General features: G+C 73.7%; 13 protein-coding genes. 5 read left to right on the top strand and 8 right to left on the bottom strand.

Annotated elements, in window-relative coordinates; genetic code table 11:
• Nucleotides 1–56: 56 nt before the first annotated feature.
• A complete protein-coding gene (locus tag ABZT47_RS31160; RefSeq protein ID WP_354849983.1) occupies nucleotides 57–209 on the bottom strand; it encodes a hypothetical protein in 153 nt (50 codons plus the stop codon).
• A gap of 431 nt (nucleotides 210–640) precedes the next feature.
• Between ABZT47_RS31160 and ABZT47_RS31155 the strand changes: the two genes are divergently transcribed.
• Nucleotides 641–793 (top strand): hypothetical protein, encoded by a 153-nt coding sequence (locus tag ABZT47_RS31155; RefSeq protein WP_354849980.1) that lies wholly within the window; start codon nucleotides 641–643, stop codon nucleotides 791–793.
• 169 nt (nucleotides 794–962) lie between these two features.
• Complete coding sequence (locus ABZT47_RS31150) at nucleotides 963–2,774, top strand: hypothetical protein (protein WP_354849977.1); 1,812 nt, start codon at nucleotides 963–965, stop codon at nucleotides 2,772–2,774.
• 39 nt (nucleotides 2,775–2,813) lie between these two features.
• On the opposite strand, the gene ABZT47_RS31145 is transcribed toward ABZT47_RS31150, so the two are convergent.
• The 7 genes from ABZT47_RS31145 to ABZT47_RS31115 all read right to left on the bottom strand — a co-directional run bounded on the left by ABZT47_RS31145 (nucleotide 2,814) and on the right by ABZT47_RS31115 (nucleotide 14,044).
• The gene (locus ABZT47_RS31145) at nucleotides 2,814–4,523 is read right to left on the bottom strand and encodes an ABC transporter family substrate-binding protein (RefSeq protein ID WP_354849974.1); all 1,710 of its coding nucleotides are present in this window, start codon (nucleotides 4,521–4,523) and stop codon (nucleotides 2,814–2,816) included.
• Nucleotides 4,524–4,563: 40 nt separating this feature from the next.
• Complete coding sequence (locus tag ABZT47_RS31140) at nucleotides 4,564–6,669, bottom strand: ABC transporter ATP-binding protein (RefSeq protein WP_354850026.1); 2,106 nt, start codon at nucleotides 6,667–6,669, stop codon at nucleotides 4,564–4,566.
• Between the two features lie 206 nt (nucleotides 6,670–6,875).
• The gene (locus ABZT47_RS31135) at nucleotides 6,876–7,790 is read right to left on the bottom strand and encodes an ABC transporter permease (protein WP_354849972.1); all 915 of its coding nucleotides are present in this window, start codon (nucleotides 7,788–7,790) and stop codon (nucleotides 6,876–6,878) included.
• Nucleotides 7,787–8,773 carry an ABC transporter permease gene (locus ABZT47_RS31130; RefSeq protein ID WP_354849969.1) on the bottom strand — a complete coding sequence of 329 codons (987 nt, stop codon included), beginning with the start codon at nucleotides 8,771–8,773 and terminating at the stop codon, nucleotides 7,787–7,789. The genes ABZT47_RS31135 and ABZT47_RS31130 overlap by 4 nt, the downstream gene beginning before the upstream one ends.
• 220 nt (nucleotides 8,774–8,993) lie before the next feature.
• Nucleotides 8,994–11,345, bottom strand: a complete 2,352-nt coding sequence (locus tag ABZT47_RS31125; protein WP_354849967.1) for an AAA family ATPase — start codon at nucleotides 11,343–11,345, stop codon at nucleotides 8,994–8,996.
• A 209-nt stretch (nucleotides 11,346–11,554) separates the two neighbouring features.
• On the bottom strand, nucleotides 11,555–11,989 hold the full coding sequence (locus tag ABZT47_RS31120; protein WP_354849964.1) for a CBS domain-containing protein: 435 nt from the start codon (nucleotides 11,987–11,989) through the stop codon (nucleotides 11,555–11,557).
• Between the two features lie 192 nt (nucleotides 11,990–12,181).
• Entirely contained in the window at nucleotides 12,182–14,044 is a 1,863-nt protein-coding gene (locus ABZT47_RS31115; RefSeq protein WP_354849962.1) for a hypothetical protein, read from the bottom strand.
• 401 nt (nucleotides 14,045–14,445) lie between these two features.
• On the opposite strand from ABZT47_RS31115, the gene ABZT47_RS31110 reads away from it, so the two are divergent.
• The 3 genes from ABZT47_RS31110 (at nucleotide 14,446) to ABZT47_RS31100 (ending at nucleotide 18,219) form a co-directional block, all read left to right on the top strand.
• Nucleotides 14,446–15,957 (top strand): MFS transporter, encoded by a 1,512-nt coding sequence (locus ABZT47_RS31110; protein ID WP_354849959.1) that lies wholly within the window; start codon nucleotides 14,446–14,448, stop codon nucleotides 15,955–15,957.
• Between the two features lie 174 nt (nucleotides 15,958–16,131).
• Nucleotides 16,132–16,962, top strand: a complete 831-nt coding sequence (locus ABZT47_RS31105) for a DoxX family protein (protein ID WP_354849956.1) — start codon at nucleotides 16,132–16,134, stop codon at nucleotides 16,960–16,962.
• A gap of 84 nt (nucleotides 16,963–17,046) precedes the next feature.
• Entirely contained in the window at nucleotides 17,047–18,219 is a 1,173-nt protein-coding gene (locus tag ABZT47_RS31100; RefSeq protein ID WP_354849953.1) for a low temperature requirement protein A, read from the top strand.
• Nucleotides 18,220–18,304: the final 85 nt, after the last annotated feature.

Below are 18,304 nucleotides of genomic sequence, written 5' to 3'. Positions count from 1 at the left end.
CAGGGTCTCCCACGAGGCACATCTCCATAACTGTGATTGGTAGCGCGGAATCTGCACTACATCATCGGCGATGGGCACGCGCGGACGGAAGCCCCGGCCGCGATGCGGTCAACGCATCCTGTCAAAAACGCGCCGCGGTGTGCAGCAAGATCGGCCGACTTTCTCACCACGCGCATCGTGGCCTGGTCGGTCCGCAGCACCTCGGCCAAGCCTCCACCTCTCCGGCATCCGCGACCCTGACGGCGGCGCGAGGCGCCGCGACGGCACATGGCGCGCCCGGGACCGGACGCGTTTCGAAGACAGCTTCCCACAGGAGCGGCTCCGGGGTGCCCGATGTGCCGAACCCTTACGGCGACAGGGGTTGACACCATCGCGAGAAAGGGTGGAATGGGAACCGCACGCCCCCTCAGAGCACTGGTCCGGGGGATGGATGTCCCCCGGCTCATCGGAGGATGCGAAACCGCCCATGCCTGCTCTAGCAACGCGTTTCACCGAAGGGACCGCCGACCGGCGGGGGACCGGCTCACAGGCGACCGCACCGCGTGAGCCCCGTTCTCCCGCGTCGGGGGACGAAACGGCCGTCAGTGCCCGTCTCCAGGACGAGTTCCTCGGAGTGCCCGTCGAAGTCGTGGACCGCTGTGTGGAGGACGTCGAAGCGTGCGCCGCGCATCTCGGCGTCGATGTCACCACGGCCGTCGTCGAGCGCATCGCCCGCGAGCATCTGCTGGCGGTGGCGAGCTCGGTGCCGCTGACCGACCGCCCGCCGAGCGGCGCGCACGAGCCCCGCGGATGACCTTCGCCGGATCGGCGGGGTGACAACGCGGCCCTGACGGTAACAGCGGGGTCACCAGGGCGCGTTCCGTGCACCTTTCGGGCGCGGAATGCGAGAGGGTAAGGGCGTGAGCCGCCGACGACGACGAGACCCCCGGGGGACCCAGCCGCCGGACGACGTGTTCGCGGAAATGCTTACGGCGGCCCGCGAACTGCTCGCCGTCCGCAGTCCTCTGGACGCCGAGCTGATGGTCTCCGACATGCTGGGCGCTTGGTGGGGCCGCAGGCTGCGCCGGGGCGACGTGGAGGAGTTCCTCGGCGAGGGGCTGGTCGACTACGCCGCGAAGGCCGGCACGCCCGCCGCCCTCACATTGCTGGTCGCCGTCGCCTATCTCGGCACCGCCCGTCAGGCCGCCAAGGCCGAGGGCGCCGCGCTGGCGCTCATGGAGTCCGACGTCGCCCGGCCCCGCTGGGCCGAGCGCGTTGGAGCGGTCAAACCGCGCGGCTGTTACGTCTCCAGGGACGCCTACGGCGACCAGGACACCGTGGTGTGCACCTTCGCCTACCGCGGGGCCCCTCCGGCCTTCCAGGGCCGCGACAGCGCCGCCTCCGCCGTCTCCGCCCACGCCTCCTCCCACGGCGCCGCGGCCCCGGCCGGCTCGTCCCAGGGCACGGGCGCCGCCGCCCACGGGGCGTCCGCCGCCCAGAGCACGGGCGCCGCCGCCCAGGAGGCGCCCGCCGCGCAGGGGGCGCCGGCCACTCAGGAGACCGCCGCCCAGGAGGCCGCCGGCCGAGCGACGGCCGGCCAGGGGGCGGTCGCCTCCTCCGGCCAGGACGCCGCGACCGCGCCGCAGGCGCCGGCCCCTCCGGTGGAGCATCCCGAGGACGCCCACGCGCTGGTGGTGGTCGTCGACTACAACATGCGCGGCATGGCCCGCGACGCCTGGGTCTCCTCCCACGTGGACGAGCTGCTGCGCAAGGCCGCCGTCGAGGCCGCGGGCAACCCGATGCTGTCGTTCGAGGAGATCGAGCCGAAGCAGGCCAGGGCGCTGCTGGAGTTCGCGATGAAGGCCACCGCCGCGTCCCTGGGCCGCCGCAAGGGCCCGAAGCTCGTCAGCGACGGCTACAGCGCCTTCCACGCCTTCGCCAGGGCCCGCATCAAGGCGCTGCCCCCGGGCCGCAAGCGCCCCGCCCCGCTGCTCAGCGAGGCGCCCTACAGCCGCGACCGCCGGGCGATGCTGGCGGCGGAGTTCCTGGCCTCCGACGCCGCCGAGCACCTGTCGGACCCCTCGGCCGCCTCCCGGTGCGCCGACCACATCATCGACTACGGCTGCGACGAGGACTTCAACCGGCCGCTGCGGGTCAGCCCGACCAAGTGCGAGACCTTCCTGCTCGACTGGCTGCCGCGCAAGGTGCTGCTCAGCCCGGCCGAGCAGGAGGCCATGCCGCACGTCCTGCTGTCGTGGGTGCGCTTCGCCGCCGCCAGGACCGGCCTTCCCGAGGAGGGCGTGCGGGCGACGCTGGACGCCGTCTGGGAGGCCACGGGGCGCTTCACCGAGGCCTACCGCGACCCGACGACCTTCGGCCTGGACCGCTCCCTCGTGGAACGTCTCCTGCCCGACGGCGACCTTTCGGCCCTGGCGCGGCGGGCCTTCGCCTTCCCGTTCCTGGAGGGCACGCACGGCGACGTCGAGCTGTGGCGGCTGCGGCCCTCGGAGGACGCCGACCGCCGCATCCTGCTGGAGATCGACCACGCCGACGAGCGCGACCGTCCTGACTTCGCCGAGCACCTGGCCTGGCACGAGGAGATCGCCAAGCGGCTGTGGGACGGCGAGCCCAAGCAGCTGTGGGAGGCCGCGCAGCGCCTGCTCGACCTCGGGCACGACCGGCACGACGTGCTGCACGTCCTGATGGAGATCGCCGAGCGCATCGGCGACCACCCCGACGAGCTGGCCGCCGCCCTGGACGACATCGCCGACATCCCCGACGAACCGCCCGCCTGACCGGGGTGCGTCCCGGCCTCGGGAGCCGGGACGGGGCGATCAGCGCGTGAAGCCGATGTCGGCGTACCTGAGGGTGTAGAAGCCCGGGGCGCCGATGTTGGCCAGGGTCGCCTTGACCCCCCAGTTCTGGGGGCGCTGGTAGAGCGGCAGCACGTTGACCTCGCGCCAGATCAGCTTGTCGGCCTCGTTGGCGTCGCGGCGCGCCCGCACCGGGTTGAGGTCGGAGGACGCCCGGCGCATCGCCGCGTCGATCTCGGGGCTGCCCGACCTGCCGAAGTTGGCGTTCCAGCGCGCCTTGCCGTCGGAGGCCCTGGTGCGGTCGGCGTAGGTGGCGTAGCTGCTGGAGATCGGGAACGGCGTGCCGATGTAGGAGAACGGCGCGATGTCGAAGTTGCCGGGGATGACGTACTTGGAGAAGAAGTCGTCGCTCGGCACCGACTGGATGGTGACCGTGACCCCGATGCGGCGCAGCATGGCCTGGGCGAGCTCGGCCTCCGACTTGCTGAGCTGCAGCCCGGAGGGGATGACGAAGCGCACCGCGAGCTCCTTGCCGTCCTTGCGGCGGGTCGGGCTCGCCCTGCGCCAGCCCGCGGCGTCCAGCAGGCGCTCGGCCTTGGCCGGGTCGAAGGCGCCGAGTTCACCGGAGTTGTCCTGGTAGCCGACCTGGGTGTTCATGAACAGGTGGTTCTGCAGCGGCGTGCCCTTCCAGCCGAGGCCCTGCAGGTCGGACCGGGTGATCGCCGAGCGGTCCAGGCCGAGGACGATGGCCTGGCGCACCCGGGCGTCCGAAAGCGCGGGGCTCTCGGCGTTGAGGGTGAGGTGCCGGAAGTCGGGCCCGGCGGCCTGGCGGATGACCGCGCCCCTGGCCTGCGCCGCCCTGGCGAGGTCGGGCGCCGACGGGCCGACGTCGAAGACGTCCAGCTCACCGTTGGTGAACGCCCCGACGAGGGAGTCGGTGGCCAGCGACCGATAGATGATCTTGCCCAGCTTGGCGCGCCCGCCCCACCACCGGTCGTCGCGGACGATCGTGATCGTCTTGGCGGTCAGGTCGAACGCCTGGAACCTGAACGGCCCGGCGGTCACCGGCACGCGGTTCAGCCAGCCGGTGTTGAAGGCGTCCGGCGTCGCGTTGGCCGACTTCGGATACAGCGGCCAGAACAGCGACTGCCACTCCGAGAACGGCGTCTGGAAGGTGACCTGCACCTCGTAGTCGTCCTTGCCCCGCGCGACGCTCGCGATGTCCTGGTAGCCGGTCGTCGAGGCGACGTGGAAGTCGGGGTTGCGGCCGTTCATGGCCTTCCACTGGGCCTCGTAGTCCTGCCAGGTGATCGGCCGGCCGTCGGACCAGCGGGCCCGGCGGTTGAGGGTGTAGGTGACCACCTGGCGGGGGTTGGTCGCGGTGACCCGGGCGTCGGTGACGTAGTCGGTGTTCGGGGTGGGCGTGGCGTTCTCGTCGGCGCGGAAGGCGGCGGGCATGAGCGCGTCGACGACCTTCTTGACCTCGGCCAGGTTGCCGTCGACGTGGTTGATGTTCCACTGGGTGGGGAACTCGGTGAGCCCCCAGCGCAGGATGCCGCCGTCCTTCACCCGCTCGCGGGGCACCGGGTTGACGTCGAAGGCCTTCATGGACGCGGGCGCGCCCCCGGCGGCGCGGTGGCCGCCGTCCGCGCCGCCCCCGCAGGACGCGGCCGTGAGCGGCACGGCGACGGCCAGGGCGGCGGCCAGCGCCCGCCTGCGGACTGTTGTCACGTTTCCTCCCGATCTACAAGCTCTCGATACCGGCGCCGCCTCAGACGACGCCCAGCCTCTCCGCGTGGTGGCACGCGGCCCCGTGGTCGCCCTCCACCGGGCGGACCTCGGGCTCCTCCTCGACGCAGCGCGCCCGCGCCGGGCCGGCGAGGGTCGCGAACTTCGGGCAGCGGGTGCGGAACCGGCAGCCCGACGGGGGGTCGGCGGGACTGGGGAGGTCGCCTTCCAGCAGGATCCGGCGGCGCCGGCGCTCCTTGTCGGGGTCGGGGATGGGGACGGCGGACAGCAGGGCCTGGGTGTAGGGGTGCGCCGGGCTGCCGTAGACCCGCTCGACCCGGCCGATCTCGGCGATGCGGCCGAGGTACATGACTGCCACGCGGTCGGCGATGTGCCGGACGACGGCCAGGTCGTGGGCCACGAAGAGGTAGGACAGCCCGAGGCGCCGCCCGAGGCCGGACAGCAGGTTGAGCACCCCCGCCTGGACCGACACGTCCAGCGCGGACACCGGCTCGTCCAGCACGACCAGGCGGGGCGAAAGGGCCAGGGCGCGGGCGATGGCGACCCGCTGGCGCTGGCCGCCGGAGAAGTGCTGCGGGTAGCGGGCGGCGTCGGCGGGGTCGAGGCCGACGAGCCCGAGCAGGCGCCGCACCCGCGGGCCGGTGTCGCGGTGATCGTGGGTGACCAGCGGCTCGGCCACGATGTCGTGGACGGTCATGCGCGGGTCGAGGGAGGCCAGGGGATCCTGGAAGACGACCTGCAGGCGCCGCCGGACGGCCATGCGGTCGCGCGGGGTGAGCGTCGCGGTGTCGCGGCCGAACACCGCGACGCGGCCCGCCTCGGGACGGGACAGTTCGAGGATCTCCATCAGCGCCGTGGTCTTGCCGCAGCCGGACTCCCCCACCAGGCCGAGCGTCTCGCCCTCGCGGATGTCGAAGCCGATGCCGTCGACGGCCCGGACGGTGCCGACCCGGCGCCGGAACACGGCCCCCTTCATCAGAGGGTGGTGCTTGACCAGCCCGGCGACCTCCAGCACCGCGGCCCGCCCTTCTCGCGGCTCCGCCGGCGCGGCCTCGACGCGCGCGGGGGCGGCGTCGCCCGCCTCGGGCCGGGCGGCGGCCTTCACGAGCGGGGCGCCGGAGGTCCCGTCGAGGTCGCCGGAGCGGTGGCAGGCCGCGCGGTGCCCGGGGGCCACCTGCGCCGGCGCGGGCTCGCTCCGCGCGCACGCGGCGACCGCCATCGGGCAGCGCGGCTCGAACGGGCAGCCGGGCGGCAGCCGGGACGGGCAGGGCGGCGCGCCGTCGATCGGGGTGAGCGGCAGCCGCTCGCCCGCGTCGAGGCGCGGCACCGAGCCGAGCAGGCCGATGGTGTACGGCATGCGGGAGCGGTGGTAGACGTCGCGGACGGTACCGGACTCGGCCTCGCGCCCGGCGTACATGACCAGCACCCGGTCGGCGAAGCCGGCGACGACCCCGAGGTCGTGGGTGATCAGCACGATGGCGGCGCCGGTCTCGCGCTGGGCCTTCTTGAGGACCTCCAGCACCTGGGCCTGGATGGTGACGTCCAGGGCGGTGGTGGGCTCGTCGCAGATGACGACGTCGGGGTCGTTGGCGATCGCCATCGCGATCATCGCCCGCTGCCGCATGCCGCCGGAGAACTCGTGCGGGAACGCCCTGGCCCGCCGCCGGGGGTGGGGGATGCCCACCAGGTCGAGCAGCTCGACGGCCCGCTCGGCCGCCTGCCGGCGGCTCACCCGCTGGTGGACGCGCACGGCCTCGGCGATCTGGTCGCCCACGCGGTAGACGGGCGTCATGGCCGACAGCGGGTCCTGGAAGACCATCGAGATCGCCCGGCCCCGGTAGGCCGCCAGGCGCTTCTCGGGGACGCCGAGCAGCTCGCGGCCGTGCAGCAGCACCGAGCCGGACACCGTGGCGTGGCGGGGCAGCAGGCCCATCACCGCCAGGCAGGCGGCGGACTTGCCCGCGCCGGACTCCCCCACGATGCCCAGCACCTCGCCGGTCCGGACGTGGAACCCGACGCCGCGCACCGCCCGCACGCCGCCGAAGGCCACCTGGAGGTCGCGTACGCGCAGGACGGGGTCGTGCACGGCGGGCTCCGACTCGCCCGCCCGCGAGCCCGGGTCGTCCACGGCCGGCTCGTCCTCGCCCGCCTGGCCCGCCCGCTCGCGCAGGCTGGGCTCGGCGTCATCGGCGTCCCGCGCCCGCTCTCGCACGGCCGGCTCAGCGTCGCGCACGCCCCGCGCCCGCTCTCGCACGGCCGGCTCAGCGTCGCCCACGCCCCGCGCCTGCTCTCGCAGGGCGGACTCCGCGTCGCGCACGCCTCGCGCCCGCCCGCTCACGTGGACCTCCCCGCGCCGGGGTCGAACGCGTCGCGCAGCGAGTCGCCGACCAGGTTGACCGACAGGATCGTGATGATCAGCCCTCCGGCCGCGAACCAGAACGTCCAGGGCGCGTACAGCGCCGTCTTGGACCCGTCGGCGATGAGGCCTCCGAGGGAGACGTCAGGCGGCTGAACCCCGAACCCGAAGTAGGACAGACTCGTCTCGGTGAGGATGGCGGCGCTGACGTTCAGCGTCGCGTCCACGATCAGCAGAGACGCGAGGTTCGGCATGACGTGCCGGAAGATGATGGTGCGGGGCGGCACGCCCATGAACCGCGCCGCCTTGACGTACTCGCGTTCCTTGATCGTCTGGGTCATGCCGCGCACGATCTTGGAGGTGACCATCCACAGGAACAGCGCGAGCATGACGACGAAGAGCATCCACCGCCCGCCGGCGAACAGCGGCGACATGACCGCGAGCACCAGGAACGCGGGCAGCACCAGCAGCAGGTCGGCCACCCACATGAGCGTGCGGTCGGTCCAGCCGAGGAAGTAGCCGGCGAAGGAGCCGGCGACGGCCGCGAGGCCCGTCGAGAGCACGGCGACGAGCAGGCCGACGACCAGCGACTTCTGGGCGCCGCGCATGGTGACGGCGAACACGTCCGCGCCGGTCTGCAGGGTGCCGAACCAGTGGCCGGGCGAGGGCGGCTGCATGAAGGCCGAGAAGTCGAGCTCGCCGGCCGACCAGGGGCAGGCCAGCGGCCCGGCGAAGGCGAGCAGGAACATCGACGCCAGCAGCGCGAAGCCCGCGGCGCCCTGCCTGGTGCGGAAGAACCGCCCGGCCACCACCCGGCCCCGTGAGGGCGCGCGGACCCGCCCGGCCCCGGCCTCCCCCTCGGCGAACTCCTCCTCGCTCAGCGTGGTGGTCATCGGCCCACCCGCACCCGCGGGTCGAGGACGGCGTGCAGCACGTCGGAGGCCAGGGCGGCCAGCAGCACGGCCAGCGCCGCGAAGCAGCTGATCGCCGCGACGGTGTTGACGTCGTTGGTGCGGATGGAGGCCACGAGCTCCTCGCCCATGCCGTGCCAGCCGAACACCGACTCGGTGATGGTGGCGCCGACCAGCAGCGCGCCGAAGGTGAACGCGAAGTACGTCGCGGCGGGGATGAGGGCGGTGCGCAGGGCGTGCTTCACCAGGGCGGTGCGCCTGCGCAGCCCCTTGGCCATCGCCGTGCGGACGAAGTCGGCCTCCAGCACGTCGAGCATCATGTTGCGCTGGTAGCGGCTGTAGACGGCGACCTGGCCGACGGCGAGCGAGAGCGTCGGCAGGGCCAGGTGCTGAACCCGGTCGAGCAGCCCCGCGCCGGGGCCGCCCGCGAGGCCGGGCGTGGCCTCGCCGCTGACCAGGAACACCTGCGCGCCGAGGTGGTCGTTCAGCCAGATGGCGCCGATGATCAGCATGTTGGCGAGCACGACCGTGGGGATCGCGAGCACGGTGAAGGCGGCGATGGTGGACAGCCGGTCGAACCAGCCGTACTGCCCGACGGCCGCGGCGGCGCCGACGAGCACGCCGGCGACACTGCCGAGCAGCAGGCCGAGCACCACCAGCCGCAGCGTCACGCCGAGGCGCCGCCCGAGCTGGGCGCCGACCGGGTCGCCGTTCCAGGTGCGGCCGAGGTCGCCGTGCAGCACTCCCCCGGCCCAGGTGAGGTAACGCCGCAAGAGCGGGGTGCGGTCGTCGAGGTTCTGCGCGCGGAGCCGGGCGTCGATGACCGCGGCGGGCGGCCGGGGATTGCGGCCCTCGTAGTTGGACCGCGGGTCCAGCGCGACGGCGGCCAGCATGTACGCCAGGCTCGCGGCCACGGCGATCAGCACCACGTAGTTCACCAACCGGCGAAGCAGGAATCCCGCCATCGCCCCCCTTCCGCCGACTGCCCAGGCGTGCCGGATCGCGCACCGTGAGGGACGTTCCGCGTCCCTCCGTGCCCATCCTGCTACATCGCGTAACCATCTGGTGACAAGAAAGTCGTCAATCGGACCAGGTGTCGGCCGCGGGCCACGGCGGGCGAGCCGTCAGGACGGCGCGCGCGGCGGTGAACCAAGGACGCGGACCCCGCGGGCAGGCCCGCGGGGATCAGCGGTCGGCCAGCTCGTCGACGGCGGTGCGCACGTCGGCGCTGGTGATGGTGGTGAGCTCCTCGGCGCTGGCGGTGCCGCCGCGTCCCGCGAGGCGGACGTCGCGGCCCAGCGCGGCCCGCTCGAACAGCGAACGGGCGAAGCGGCCGTTGCCCAGACCGTCGATCAGGCCCTCGGCGCAGACCCACGCGAACACCTCGGCCAGGTCGCGCCGCGCGGAGTCGTCGAACCGGTCGCCCGACTCCTCCGCCAGCAGCGCCGCGATCTCGGTGAGCTCGGCCGCGCTGTAGGAGGGGAAGGTCACGCGCTGGTTGAACCTGCTGGCCAGGCCCGGGTTGGTGGCCAGGAGCCGCTCCATCTCGGAGGCGTATCCGGCCAGGATGACGACCAGCCGGTCGCGGTCGTCCTCGGCGCGCTTGAGCAGGGTCTGCACGGCCTCGGCGCCGAAGGCGTCGCCGCCCTGATAGCCGCTGTTGACCAGGCTGTAGGCCTCGTCGATGAACAGCACGCCGCCGAGCGCCCGGTCGACCAGCTCGTTGGTCTTGATCGCGGTGGCGCCGAGGTGCTGGCCGACCAGGTCGGCGCGGGAGGCCTCGACCACGTCGGGCCGCGAGAGCAGGCCGAGCGCGGCGAAGACGCGGCCGAGCACGCGGGCCACGGTGGTCTTGCCGGTGCCCGGCGGGCCGACGAACACGAAGTGCCGCATCTGCGGCGGCGCGGGCAGGCCCTGCTCCTGGCGCATGCGGGCGACGCGCAACTGCGCGGCGATGGCCCGCACCTGGCGCTTGACCGGCTCGAGGCCGGCCATGCGGTCGAGGTCGGCCAGGGCGTCGGCGAGGGTCGGCGTGGCCTGGTAGCCGCGGAACCGGGCGGTGATCTCGTTGAACGCCTTGGTGAGGTCGGCCGTGGTGGTGGTGAGGAGATCATCGCGGCTGGGCGAGCCGCCGGCCCCGACCACGCGCACGTCGCGGGCCTGCGCCGCCGCCTCGACCAGGCTGCGGGCGAAGCGGGCGTTGCCCAGTTCGTCGATCAGGCCGCGCCGGTGAACGTCCTCGAACAGCCCGTGCAGCGCCGCGGGGGCGTCGGCCTGCAGCCGCTCGCCCCGCCTGGCGCGCAGCAGCTCGACGATGCCGACCAGCTCGGCCGGCGAGTAGGTGGGGAAGTTGACGCGGGTGGAGAACCGGGACGACAGACCGGGGTTGGAGGCCAGGAAGGCGGACATCTCCTTGTCGTAGCCCGCCAGGATGATGATGAGCCGGTCGCGGTCGTCCTCGGCTCGCTTGAGCAGGGTCTGCACGGCCTCGGCGCCGAACCGGTCGTGCTGGCCCTCCCCGGAGTTGACCAGGCTGTAGGCCTCGTCGATGAACAGCACGCCGCCGAGTGCCCGGTCGATCAGCTCGTTGGTCTTGATCGCGGTGGCGCCGAGGTACTCGCCGACCAGGTCGGCGCGCTGGGCCTCGACGACGTAGGGGGTCTCGAGCAGGCCGAACGCGTAGAAGATCTTGGCGACCGTGCGGGCCACGGAGGTCTTGCCGGTGCCGGGCGGGCCGAGGAACACGAAGTGGCGCATGGGCTGCTCGGAGGCGTACCCCGCCTCGGCGCGCAGCCGCGAGGCCTCGATGGACGCCGCGATCGAGCGCACCTGCTCTTTGACCGGGTCGAGGCCGATCATGCTCTCGAGCTCGCCGAGGGCGTCGTCGACCGAGATCGGCGGCGGCGCCGAGCGCTCGGCGCCGCCGTCGCGCTCGGCCGCGCCGTCCCGCACGCGCTGGCGCGCCTGAGCAGGGGCCTCGGGGCGCGCCGCCGCCAGCCGCTTGCGCGCCTGCCCGGCCTGGACCAGGCGGTAGGCCAGCACGGCCACGGCGACGCCGTACGCCGCCCACGTGGCGGCGTCCGCCGAGAAGGTGGCCACGGCCAAACTCACGAGGGCGGCGGCGCCGAGGGCGGCCATGGTGGTGATCCACGGCGTCACCCACCTGATGAGGTGGGCCGCCACGCCGGTCAGCACGGCGAGCAGGACGAACAGGGTGGGCAGCAGGGAGTGCGGGCTGACGTACTCGGCGGCGACCATCATCAGGGACGACCACGCCACCACGACCAGGACGGTCGCGGCGGCGCGGGGATAGCGGAGCGTCAGCTCGCCGTAGCCGAGAAGTAACAGAGTGGTGGCGAAGGTGGAGAACGGCGACCAGCCGAGGAAGACGGCGAGGACCATGGCGCCTACGAGGACAGCGCCGAAGATGACCCGTCTCGTAGCACGGGAAAGCTGGAAATAACGGAGCCGGACGTGCTCGAACGCATCACGGGCCGCGGCGCGCCCCGCCGGCCGGGCCCTGTCGGAGTCCCGCATTTTGCCTCCCCGGTCGCCTCCCGGTTATACCGCACCGGGGCCCCGAGCGCGCGTCCCGCGCCGCGCCCGCCACGACGCGCCGCGTTCACGCCCCCGCACATGGCGGCGCGCCCCCGTCGGCGCGTCGCGGTGCTCGCGACGGCACGCCGGCGGAGGCGCGCGGGCGGTCTTCCGCCCGGCCGGGGCCGGGCGTTCTCGGGGCGGGGCGGTCAGGCTCCCGCGTAGAGGCGGTGCACGAACTCGGCGAGCTTGCTGTCGGGCAGTTCCTTCGCCAGGTCGGCCTCGCTGATCATCCCGACGATGCGGTGGTTCTCGATCACGGGCAGGCGCTTGATCTGGTGCTGCTCCATCTTCATCAGGGCTTCTTCGATGTCGCTGTCCGCGGACACCCACACCAGCCCGTGTGCCAGTTCGCCGGTCGTCGTCCGGTCGAGGTCCCTGCCCTCGGCGCAGCACTTCACCACGATGTCCCTGTCGGTGATGATGCCCTTGAGCCGGTCGTCTTCCCCGCAGATGGGCAGCGCGCCGACCGCGAGATCGCGCATCATCTGCGCGGCCGTGCGCAGGCTGTCGTGCTCGCCGACGCACTGGGCGCCCGGGTGCATGACGTCCTGAGCCCGCTTGTCGCTTTGCGGTGTGCTCATCGGTACCCCCGAAGGATGCTGGATTTCTACCTATAAGTAGGTATATGTCCAGATCTCGAGACCGTCCCAACCCTGCGCACGGGTAACTTAACGGAAACTTCGTCCCCCGCGAACACCCGGACGGCCCCGAGCCGGGCGGACGCCGACCACGCCCAGGAGGTCACAGCCCCTGCGGCGTCGGGGGGCCTGGGGTCACGGACGCCGAGGAGCGGGCCTGGCCTCGTGGCGGCCGGGGTACTCGCCCACCATGACGTGCTTGGGCGTCACCCGGAGCACGTTCTCGGCCGGGTCGGCCAGGGCGATGCCGCGCACCTCGGTCCAGAACCGCCGCCCGATCGGATCGGCCACGAAGACCGCCACCCGCGGGTCGCGCTCGGCCGCGGCCCAGGCGTCCTCGGCGGCGATCAGGCGCAGTTCCCCCGACCGGGTGACCGAGGTGACCGCCCCGACGGCGAGAGTGCGGGGGCCGCCCGCGTCGGTGTAGGACAACACGACGCCGCGGGAGTAGGTGAACGCCCGCCGCACCTCCGGGCTCAGCGCGACCGACGGGCCCGCGTCCCCGGGCAGGCGGGGGCCGCAGCCCTCGCACAGGATCAGCGAGGCCCGCCACGGCCCCGCCGACCCCCGCCACCACGCCCGCGCGGCCCGCGCCGCGAACGCGAGCACCACCACGACCAGCGCCGCGGCGACCGACCACCACGCCCACGCCCCGGCCGATGGCCGCAGGCCCAGGACGGGCACGGCTCCCGCCAGGACCAGGGCCGCGGACGCCGCGAGCAGGAACGCGAGCGCCACCGCCAGCCCCCGGTCCTCGCGCAGGATCTCCCTCAGGCGCGAGCGCAGGCCGCCGCGCCGGCGCACGTACAGCATGGCGATCGGCACGCATGCCCCGGCGAGCGCCGCGCGCGGCTCGGCCGCCACCGCGGGCAGCAGGGCGAGCAGGACCACCAGGAACCACAGGCGGGCGGCGATGATCCACAGGGTCACGTCCGTGTCGCGCCGGCCGACGCGCTCGGGGGGGACGGCGGTGAACTCGGCCAGCGCCCGCACGGGCCGGCCCTGCCAGGTCTCGGCGAACGCGCGCAGGCTGGTCACCGCCACCCCGTTGAACAGCACCAGCCCGAACAATCCCGCCCAGAAGCCACCGACGACGTCGTCCCAGCGGACCATCTCGGGCGCGCCGGCCGCCGCGACCAGGGGGACGACCTCGTCGGCGAGCGTCCACGCCGGCAGGGTGAGCAGCGCGGCGGCGTACGCGGCGACCGCGAGGACCGTCACCGACACCGCGACGCACAGCCACAGGTCGCGGGCGAGCATGCCCGGCACGTACCGCCACACCGTGATCTGGCGGGCCCGCCGCACGGTGAGGGCGGCCGCGAGGAGCAGCACCGCCGCGCCGCCGATGCGCGCCTGGTCGCGCAGGTCGTACCAGAAGGCGAGGACGGCGACGGCCGCGAGGCAGAGCGCCAGGAGCAGGCGCACCTGCCTGGCCCACAGCTCCAGGGCACGGCGGGCCAGGCCGGTCTCGCGGGGGTCGACGCTCCACACCGGGTCGTGGTGGTCGCGCGGGCGGCCCCAGCGCAGGTGGGCGAGCCCGAGGTTGACCCGCGCCCCGGGGTGCTCCTCCTCCCTCCGCAGCGCGGCGTGGTAGGCCGCGGCGGCCTGCCGGTGGTCGCCGCGCAGCAGGGCGAGGTCGCCGATCAGCACGTGCGGGTCGGGTTGCTCGGGGGCGAAGCGCACGGCGTGCTGGGCTTGGCTCCAGGCGTCGCGCCATCGGCCGGGGAGCCTGCGCAGCACTGAGCCGAGCCGTAGCCGTGCGGCCCAGGAGCCGGGTGCGAGCCGGACGGCGTCCTGAGCCGCTACGACCGCCTCGGAGTCGCGGCCGAGGCGTTCATGGGCGAGACTCACCAGCCGATGCCCCCACTCGCCGTCGGGGTCGCGCGCGACCGCCTCGCCGGCGGCCTCCAGCGCTCCCTCGGGCAGGTCGCGCGCCAGCCGGGCGACGGCGACGACGCACCAGGCGCGGGGATCGGAGCGATCTCGCGGGGATGGCACCGGTAAGGGATCTGACTCGCTGGCGTTCCCCACGCCGTCATGGTCCGTTGCGGATCACCGATTGCCTAGATGCCGGACATATACCTATAGCTCTCTAGAGAGGTCGGCGCCGCCCCACCTTGATCACCAACCCCAGGGGCACCTCCAGGGCGGAATGTCGCGAAGGTCGGCATAGTCCGATAGCCACCGTTTCACCGCGACCCGTTCAGCGACCGGCGGTCCAGGACGCGGTGAGTCAGGGCCATTGTCACAACCCGCTGAACTATCAACCGAGATGGCCTAAGCTGCCTCGCATGTTCTGCGGGCGAGAACCTTTCGGCTGATCAATGACCGTTCTGGGCACCCGGCCAGGGAGCCGCGTCAGAGGCACGACCATAGACCATCAGGCGAACCGGTGGTCGGTGCTCGCGTTGCTCTCTTTCAGCCTCCTGTTGATCGCCGTGGACGCCACGGTCCTGCACATCGCCGTCCCCGCCCTGACCGCAGCCCTGGAGCCGTCCGCGGTCGAGCTGCTGTGGATCATCGACGTGTACTCGCTGGTCGTCGCCCCGCTGCTGGTGACCTTCGGCACGCTCGGCGACAGGTACGGCAAGCGGCGGTTCGTGCTGGCCGGTTATGTCGTCTTCGGCGTGGCGTCGCTCGCGGCCGCCTTCTCGGGCGGCCCGCTCGCCCTGATCCTGTCGCGGGCGCTGCTCGGCGTCGGCGGCGCGATGATCATGCCCGCCACGCTCTCGATCATCCGGCAGGTGTTCACCGACCGCCGCGAGCGGGCCATCGCCCTCGGCGTCTGGAGCGCGGTCGCCGCCGGGGGCGCCGCCCTCGGCCCGCTGGTCGGAGGCGTCCTGGTCGAGCACTTCTGGTGGGGCGCGGTCTTCCTGATCAACGTCCCGCTGCTGGTGGTGGCGCTGCCGCTGGCCACGCGCCTGCTGCCCCGCTCCGACGGCGACCCCGGCCACGGCTGGGACGTGCCGAGCGCCGCGCTGTCCACACTGGGCGTGCTGTTCCTCGCCTTCGGGCTGAAGGAGCTGGGGCACGGCGGGACGGTCGGGACGGCCCCGGCGGTCGCCATCATGATCGCCGGCGTCGGGCTGCTGGTCTGGTTCACCGCGCGCCAGCGCCGTCTGGCCCGGCCGTTCCTGGACATCGGGCTGTTCTCCGAGCGCGGCTTCGCCATCGGCGTCCTGTGCGTGCTGCTGGCCGTCTTCTCCCTGGTCGGGCTCCAGCTGATGCTGGCGCAGTACCTCCAGCTCGTGCTCGGCGACAGCCCGCTGCGGGCGGGGGCCCGCATGCTCCCCCTCATGATCGCCGCCATCGCGGGCGGCCTGTGCGCGGCCCACCTGCTGCAGCGGTTCGGCCTGCGGGCCACCATGACGGGCGGCCTGGCCCTCGCCGGGCTGGCCCTGGCGCCGACCCTCCTCTGGGGGGCCGAACAACACCCGGTGATGCTCTGCGTGTGCTTCGCCGGCATCGGCTTCGGCGTGGAGGTCGCGCTGCTCGCCGCCTCCGACACGATCATGGCGTCCGCGCCGGAGTCACGCGCCGGCGGCGCGGCGGCGATCGAGGAGACCGCCTACGAGCTCGGCGCCGGGCTCGGGGTGGCCGTCCTCGGCACCGTCACCACCATCGTGTACGCGCCCGGCGTGGCCGCCGTGCCGGGGGTCGCGCCGGCGGCCATGGGCCAGGCCAGGGAGTCGCTGGCCTCGGCCGCGCACGTCGCCCGGGAGGTGGGCGGGCCCGCGGGCGACTCGCTCATGGACGGCGCCCGCGCGGCCTTCGTCACCGCCCTGCACTCCACGATCCTGGTGAGCGTCGCCCTGCTGGCGGTCACCGCGATCACCGCCCTGGTCCTGCTCCCCCGCCGTCCCTCTCGCTCCCCGGTCCCCGGCCCCGACCGCGAACGCATCCCCCTCTGACCCGGCCGGCCCGCGACCCGGCGACCGGCCCACGGCCCCGCCGTCCCGCGCCCCGTCCCGCGCCCGCTTCCGCGTTCCGTCCAGCCCGTCCGTGCGCCACTCCGGCGCGCATGTCGGGGGCGATACAGGGCAATTGTCTGTGCAACGCCGACCGACCCCAGGAGAATGGCTACCGTGAGACGAACCCTCCAGGATCTCGCCGCGCTGGCCGCCCGGCTGGGCGTCGGCGGCATCTTCTTCGCCAACGGCTGGCACAAGCTGGAGTTCGGGCTGACCGCCACCAGTGAGCAGTTCGCCCGGATGGACGCCCCGGCGCCGGGCCTGTGGGCCGCCACCACCATGCTCATCGAGCTCATCGGAGGAGCCCTCCTGGTCGCGGGCCTGGCCGTCCCGGCCTGCGGGCTCATACTCTTCGCCGAGGCGCTGGCCGTGTTCGTGCTGGTCAGCGGGGACACCGGCCTGCCGCTGACCGGCGGGGACATCAACCTCATCGTCGCTCTCGGCTCGGCGTCGGTGCTTCTCGCGGTCGTCGGAGCCGGGCGCCTGTCGGTCGACCACCTGGTCGTGATCCGCAGGCGCGAGGCCGAGGCCGCCGACGAGATGGCCGCCGACGCCGAGGCCGACCACGTCATCGCCTCCTGGCGCGAGACCGGGCGCCCCGCCTCGTCCTCCGGGGACGACCCCGCCCCCACCGCGTCCGGCACGGGCGGCGACGCGGGGGGCGCCAAGCAGGCCCCCGTCCAGCGCCCGGCCGTCAAGGACGCGAGCGCCAAGGGCCCGGTGACCTTCCCCGAAGGCCGTACCGGCGCCGGCGACACCGGCGGCACCCGCGACGCCGGCGGCGCCGGCGAGGTGACCGCGCCCCGCAAGGCCCGGCCGCGCCGCCCGGCCAAGCCCTCCGACGACGCCGAGGACATCACCACCGACGCCCCGTCCACCTCCACCAGAACCGACCGCCTGGTCGCGGGCGGCAGGAAGACCACCACTCCTTCCGACACCGACTAGCGTGACCGCGAACCTTAAGGGCGGATGATCAGCCTCGGGCGAACTCTGCGGCCATAAGAGGCGAATGGGGGCGAGGATGGGCGCATGCGCCTGCCCGGCTGGTTCGCCGAACGTGTCGAGCCCACCTCCCCCCATCAGGAGCTGCGCGTCTCCACGCTGGAGCTCTTCTTCGACCTGGTCTTCGTCTTCACCGTCACGCAGCTCACCACGCTGCTCGTCGACGGCTTCGCCCCGCAGGCCCCCGCGCAGACCGCGCACGGCGGTCCCGTCGAGGGCGCGGTGCGCGTGCTGCTGGTCTTCGGCGTCATCTGGTGGATGTACTCCGGATACGCCTGGCTGACCAACACCGTGCCGCCCGCCCGCCCTGCCCGGCGGGTGCTCATCCTGCTCGGCATGGCCGGATTCCTCATCATGGCACTGGCCATCCCCCGGGCCTTCGACGGCGGCGGGTGGGCCTTCGCGCTCGGCTACCTGATCATCGTGCTGGTCCACGCGGGCCTGTACCTCCAGGCGACCGCCTCGTTCGTCCGGGTCATCCCGTTCAACCTCGCGGCGACCGCACTGCTGTTCGCGGCCGGCCTCGCCGACGGCGTCCTGGTCTACCTGCTCTGGGCGGCGGCCATGGTGCTGCTGTGGGGCAGCCCGTACTTCATCGGGCAGAAGGGCTTCCCGCTGCACCCGGCGCACATCGTCGAGCGGCACGGGCTGCTGGTGATCGTGGCGCTCGGCGAGTCGGTGGTGGCCATCGGCATCGGCGCCCACGGCGAGGTGAGCCCGGCCCTGCTGGCCGCCGCCGCGCTGGGGCTCGCCCTGGCGGCGTGTCTGTGGTGGAGCTACTTCGGCGGCGAGGACGACGCCGCCGCCGAGCACGCGCTGGTACAGGCCGAGCCGGTGCGCCGCACCCGGCTCATCCTCGGCGCCTACTTCTACGCCCACATCCCGATGCTGCTCGGCATCGTCGGCGTCGCGGCTGGGGTGAAGAACGCGATCGGCCACCCGCTGGACCACCTGCACGCCGGCCCGGCGATCGCCCTGGCGGCGGGCGTGACGCTCTACCTGGCGGGCGACACGATGTACCGCCGGGTGCTCGCCCTGCCCGCGCGCCCGCTGCGCACGGTGGCGGCGGCCGTCGCGCCCCTCACCATCCCGCTCGGCCTGTGGTCCTCCATCGCCCAGCTCGCCACCCTGGTGCTCCTGCTGTCCTGCGCCCTGGCCGCCGAGCACACCGCCGCGTCCCGGCAGGCCGCCACCGGGTGAGCGGCCTGGGCGCGGTTCAGAGCGCGGGGTGGTCGGACGCCGCCGTCACGCCGGGCCGCGGTGCTCGCCGAGCGGGCCGCGGGCG

Source organism: Sphaerisporangium sp. NPDC005289, assembly GCF_040607455.1.
Taxonomy (GTDB): domain Bacteria; phylum Actinomycetota; class Actinomycetes; order Streptosporangiales; family Streptosporangiaceae; genus Sphaerisporangium; species Sphaerisporangium rhizosphaerae.
This window is presented reverse-complemented; position numbering and strand designations above follow the sequence as displayed.

What these genes read in the sequence shown, in the direction of transcription:
- ABZT47_RS31150 (WP_354849977.1), top strand. Translation starts at nt 963, where the DNA reads ATGCTTACGGCGGCCCGCGAACTGCTCGCCGTCCGCAGTCCTCTGGAC.
- ABZT47_RS31135 (WP_354849972.1), bottom strand. Translation starts at nt 7,790, where the DNA reads ATGACCACCACGCTGAGCGAGGAGGAGTTCGCCGAGGGGGAGGCCGGG.
- ABZT47_RS31130 (WP_354849969.1), bottom strand. Translation starts at nt 8,773, where the DNA reads ATGGCGGGATTCCTGCTTCGCCGGTTGGTGAACTACGTGGTGCTGATC.
- ABZT47_RS31125 (WP_354849967.1), bottom strand. Translation starts at nt 11,345, where the DNA reads ATGCGGGACTCCGACAGGGCCCGGCCGGCGGGGCGCGCCGCGGCCCGT.
- ABZT47_RS31120 (WP_354849964.1), bottom strand. Translation starts at nt 11,989, where the DNA reads ATGAGCACACCGCAAAGCGACAAGCGGGCTCAGGACGTCATGCACCCG.
- ABZT47_RS31100 (WP_354849953.1), top strand. Translation starts at nt 17,047, where the DNA reads ATGCGCCTGCCCGGCTGGTTCGCCGAACGTGTCGAGCCCACCTCCCCC.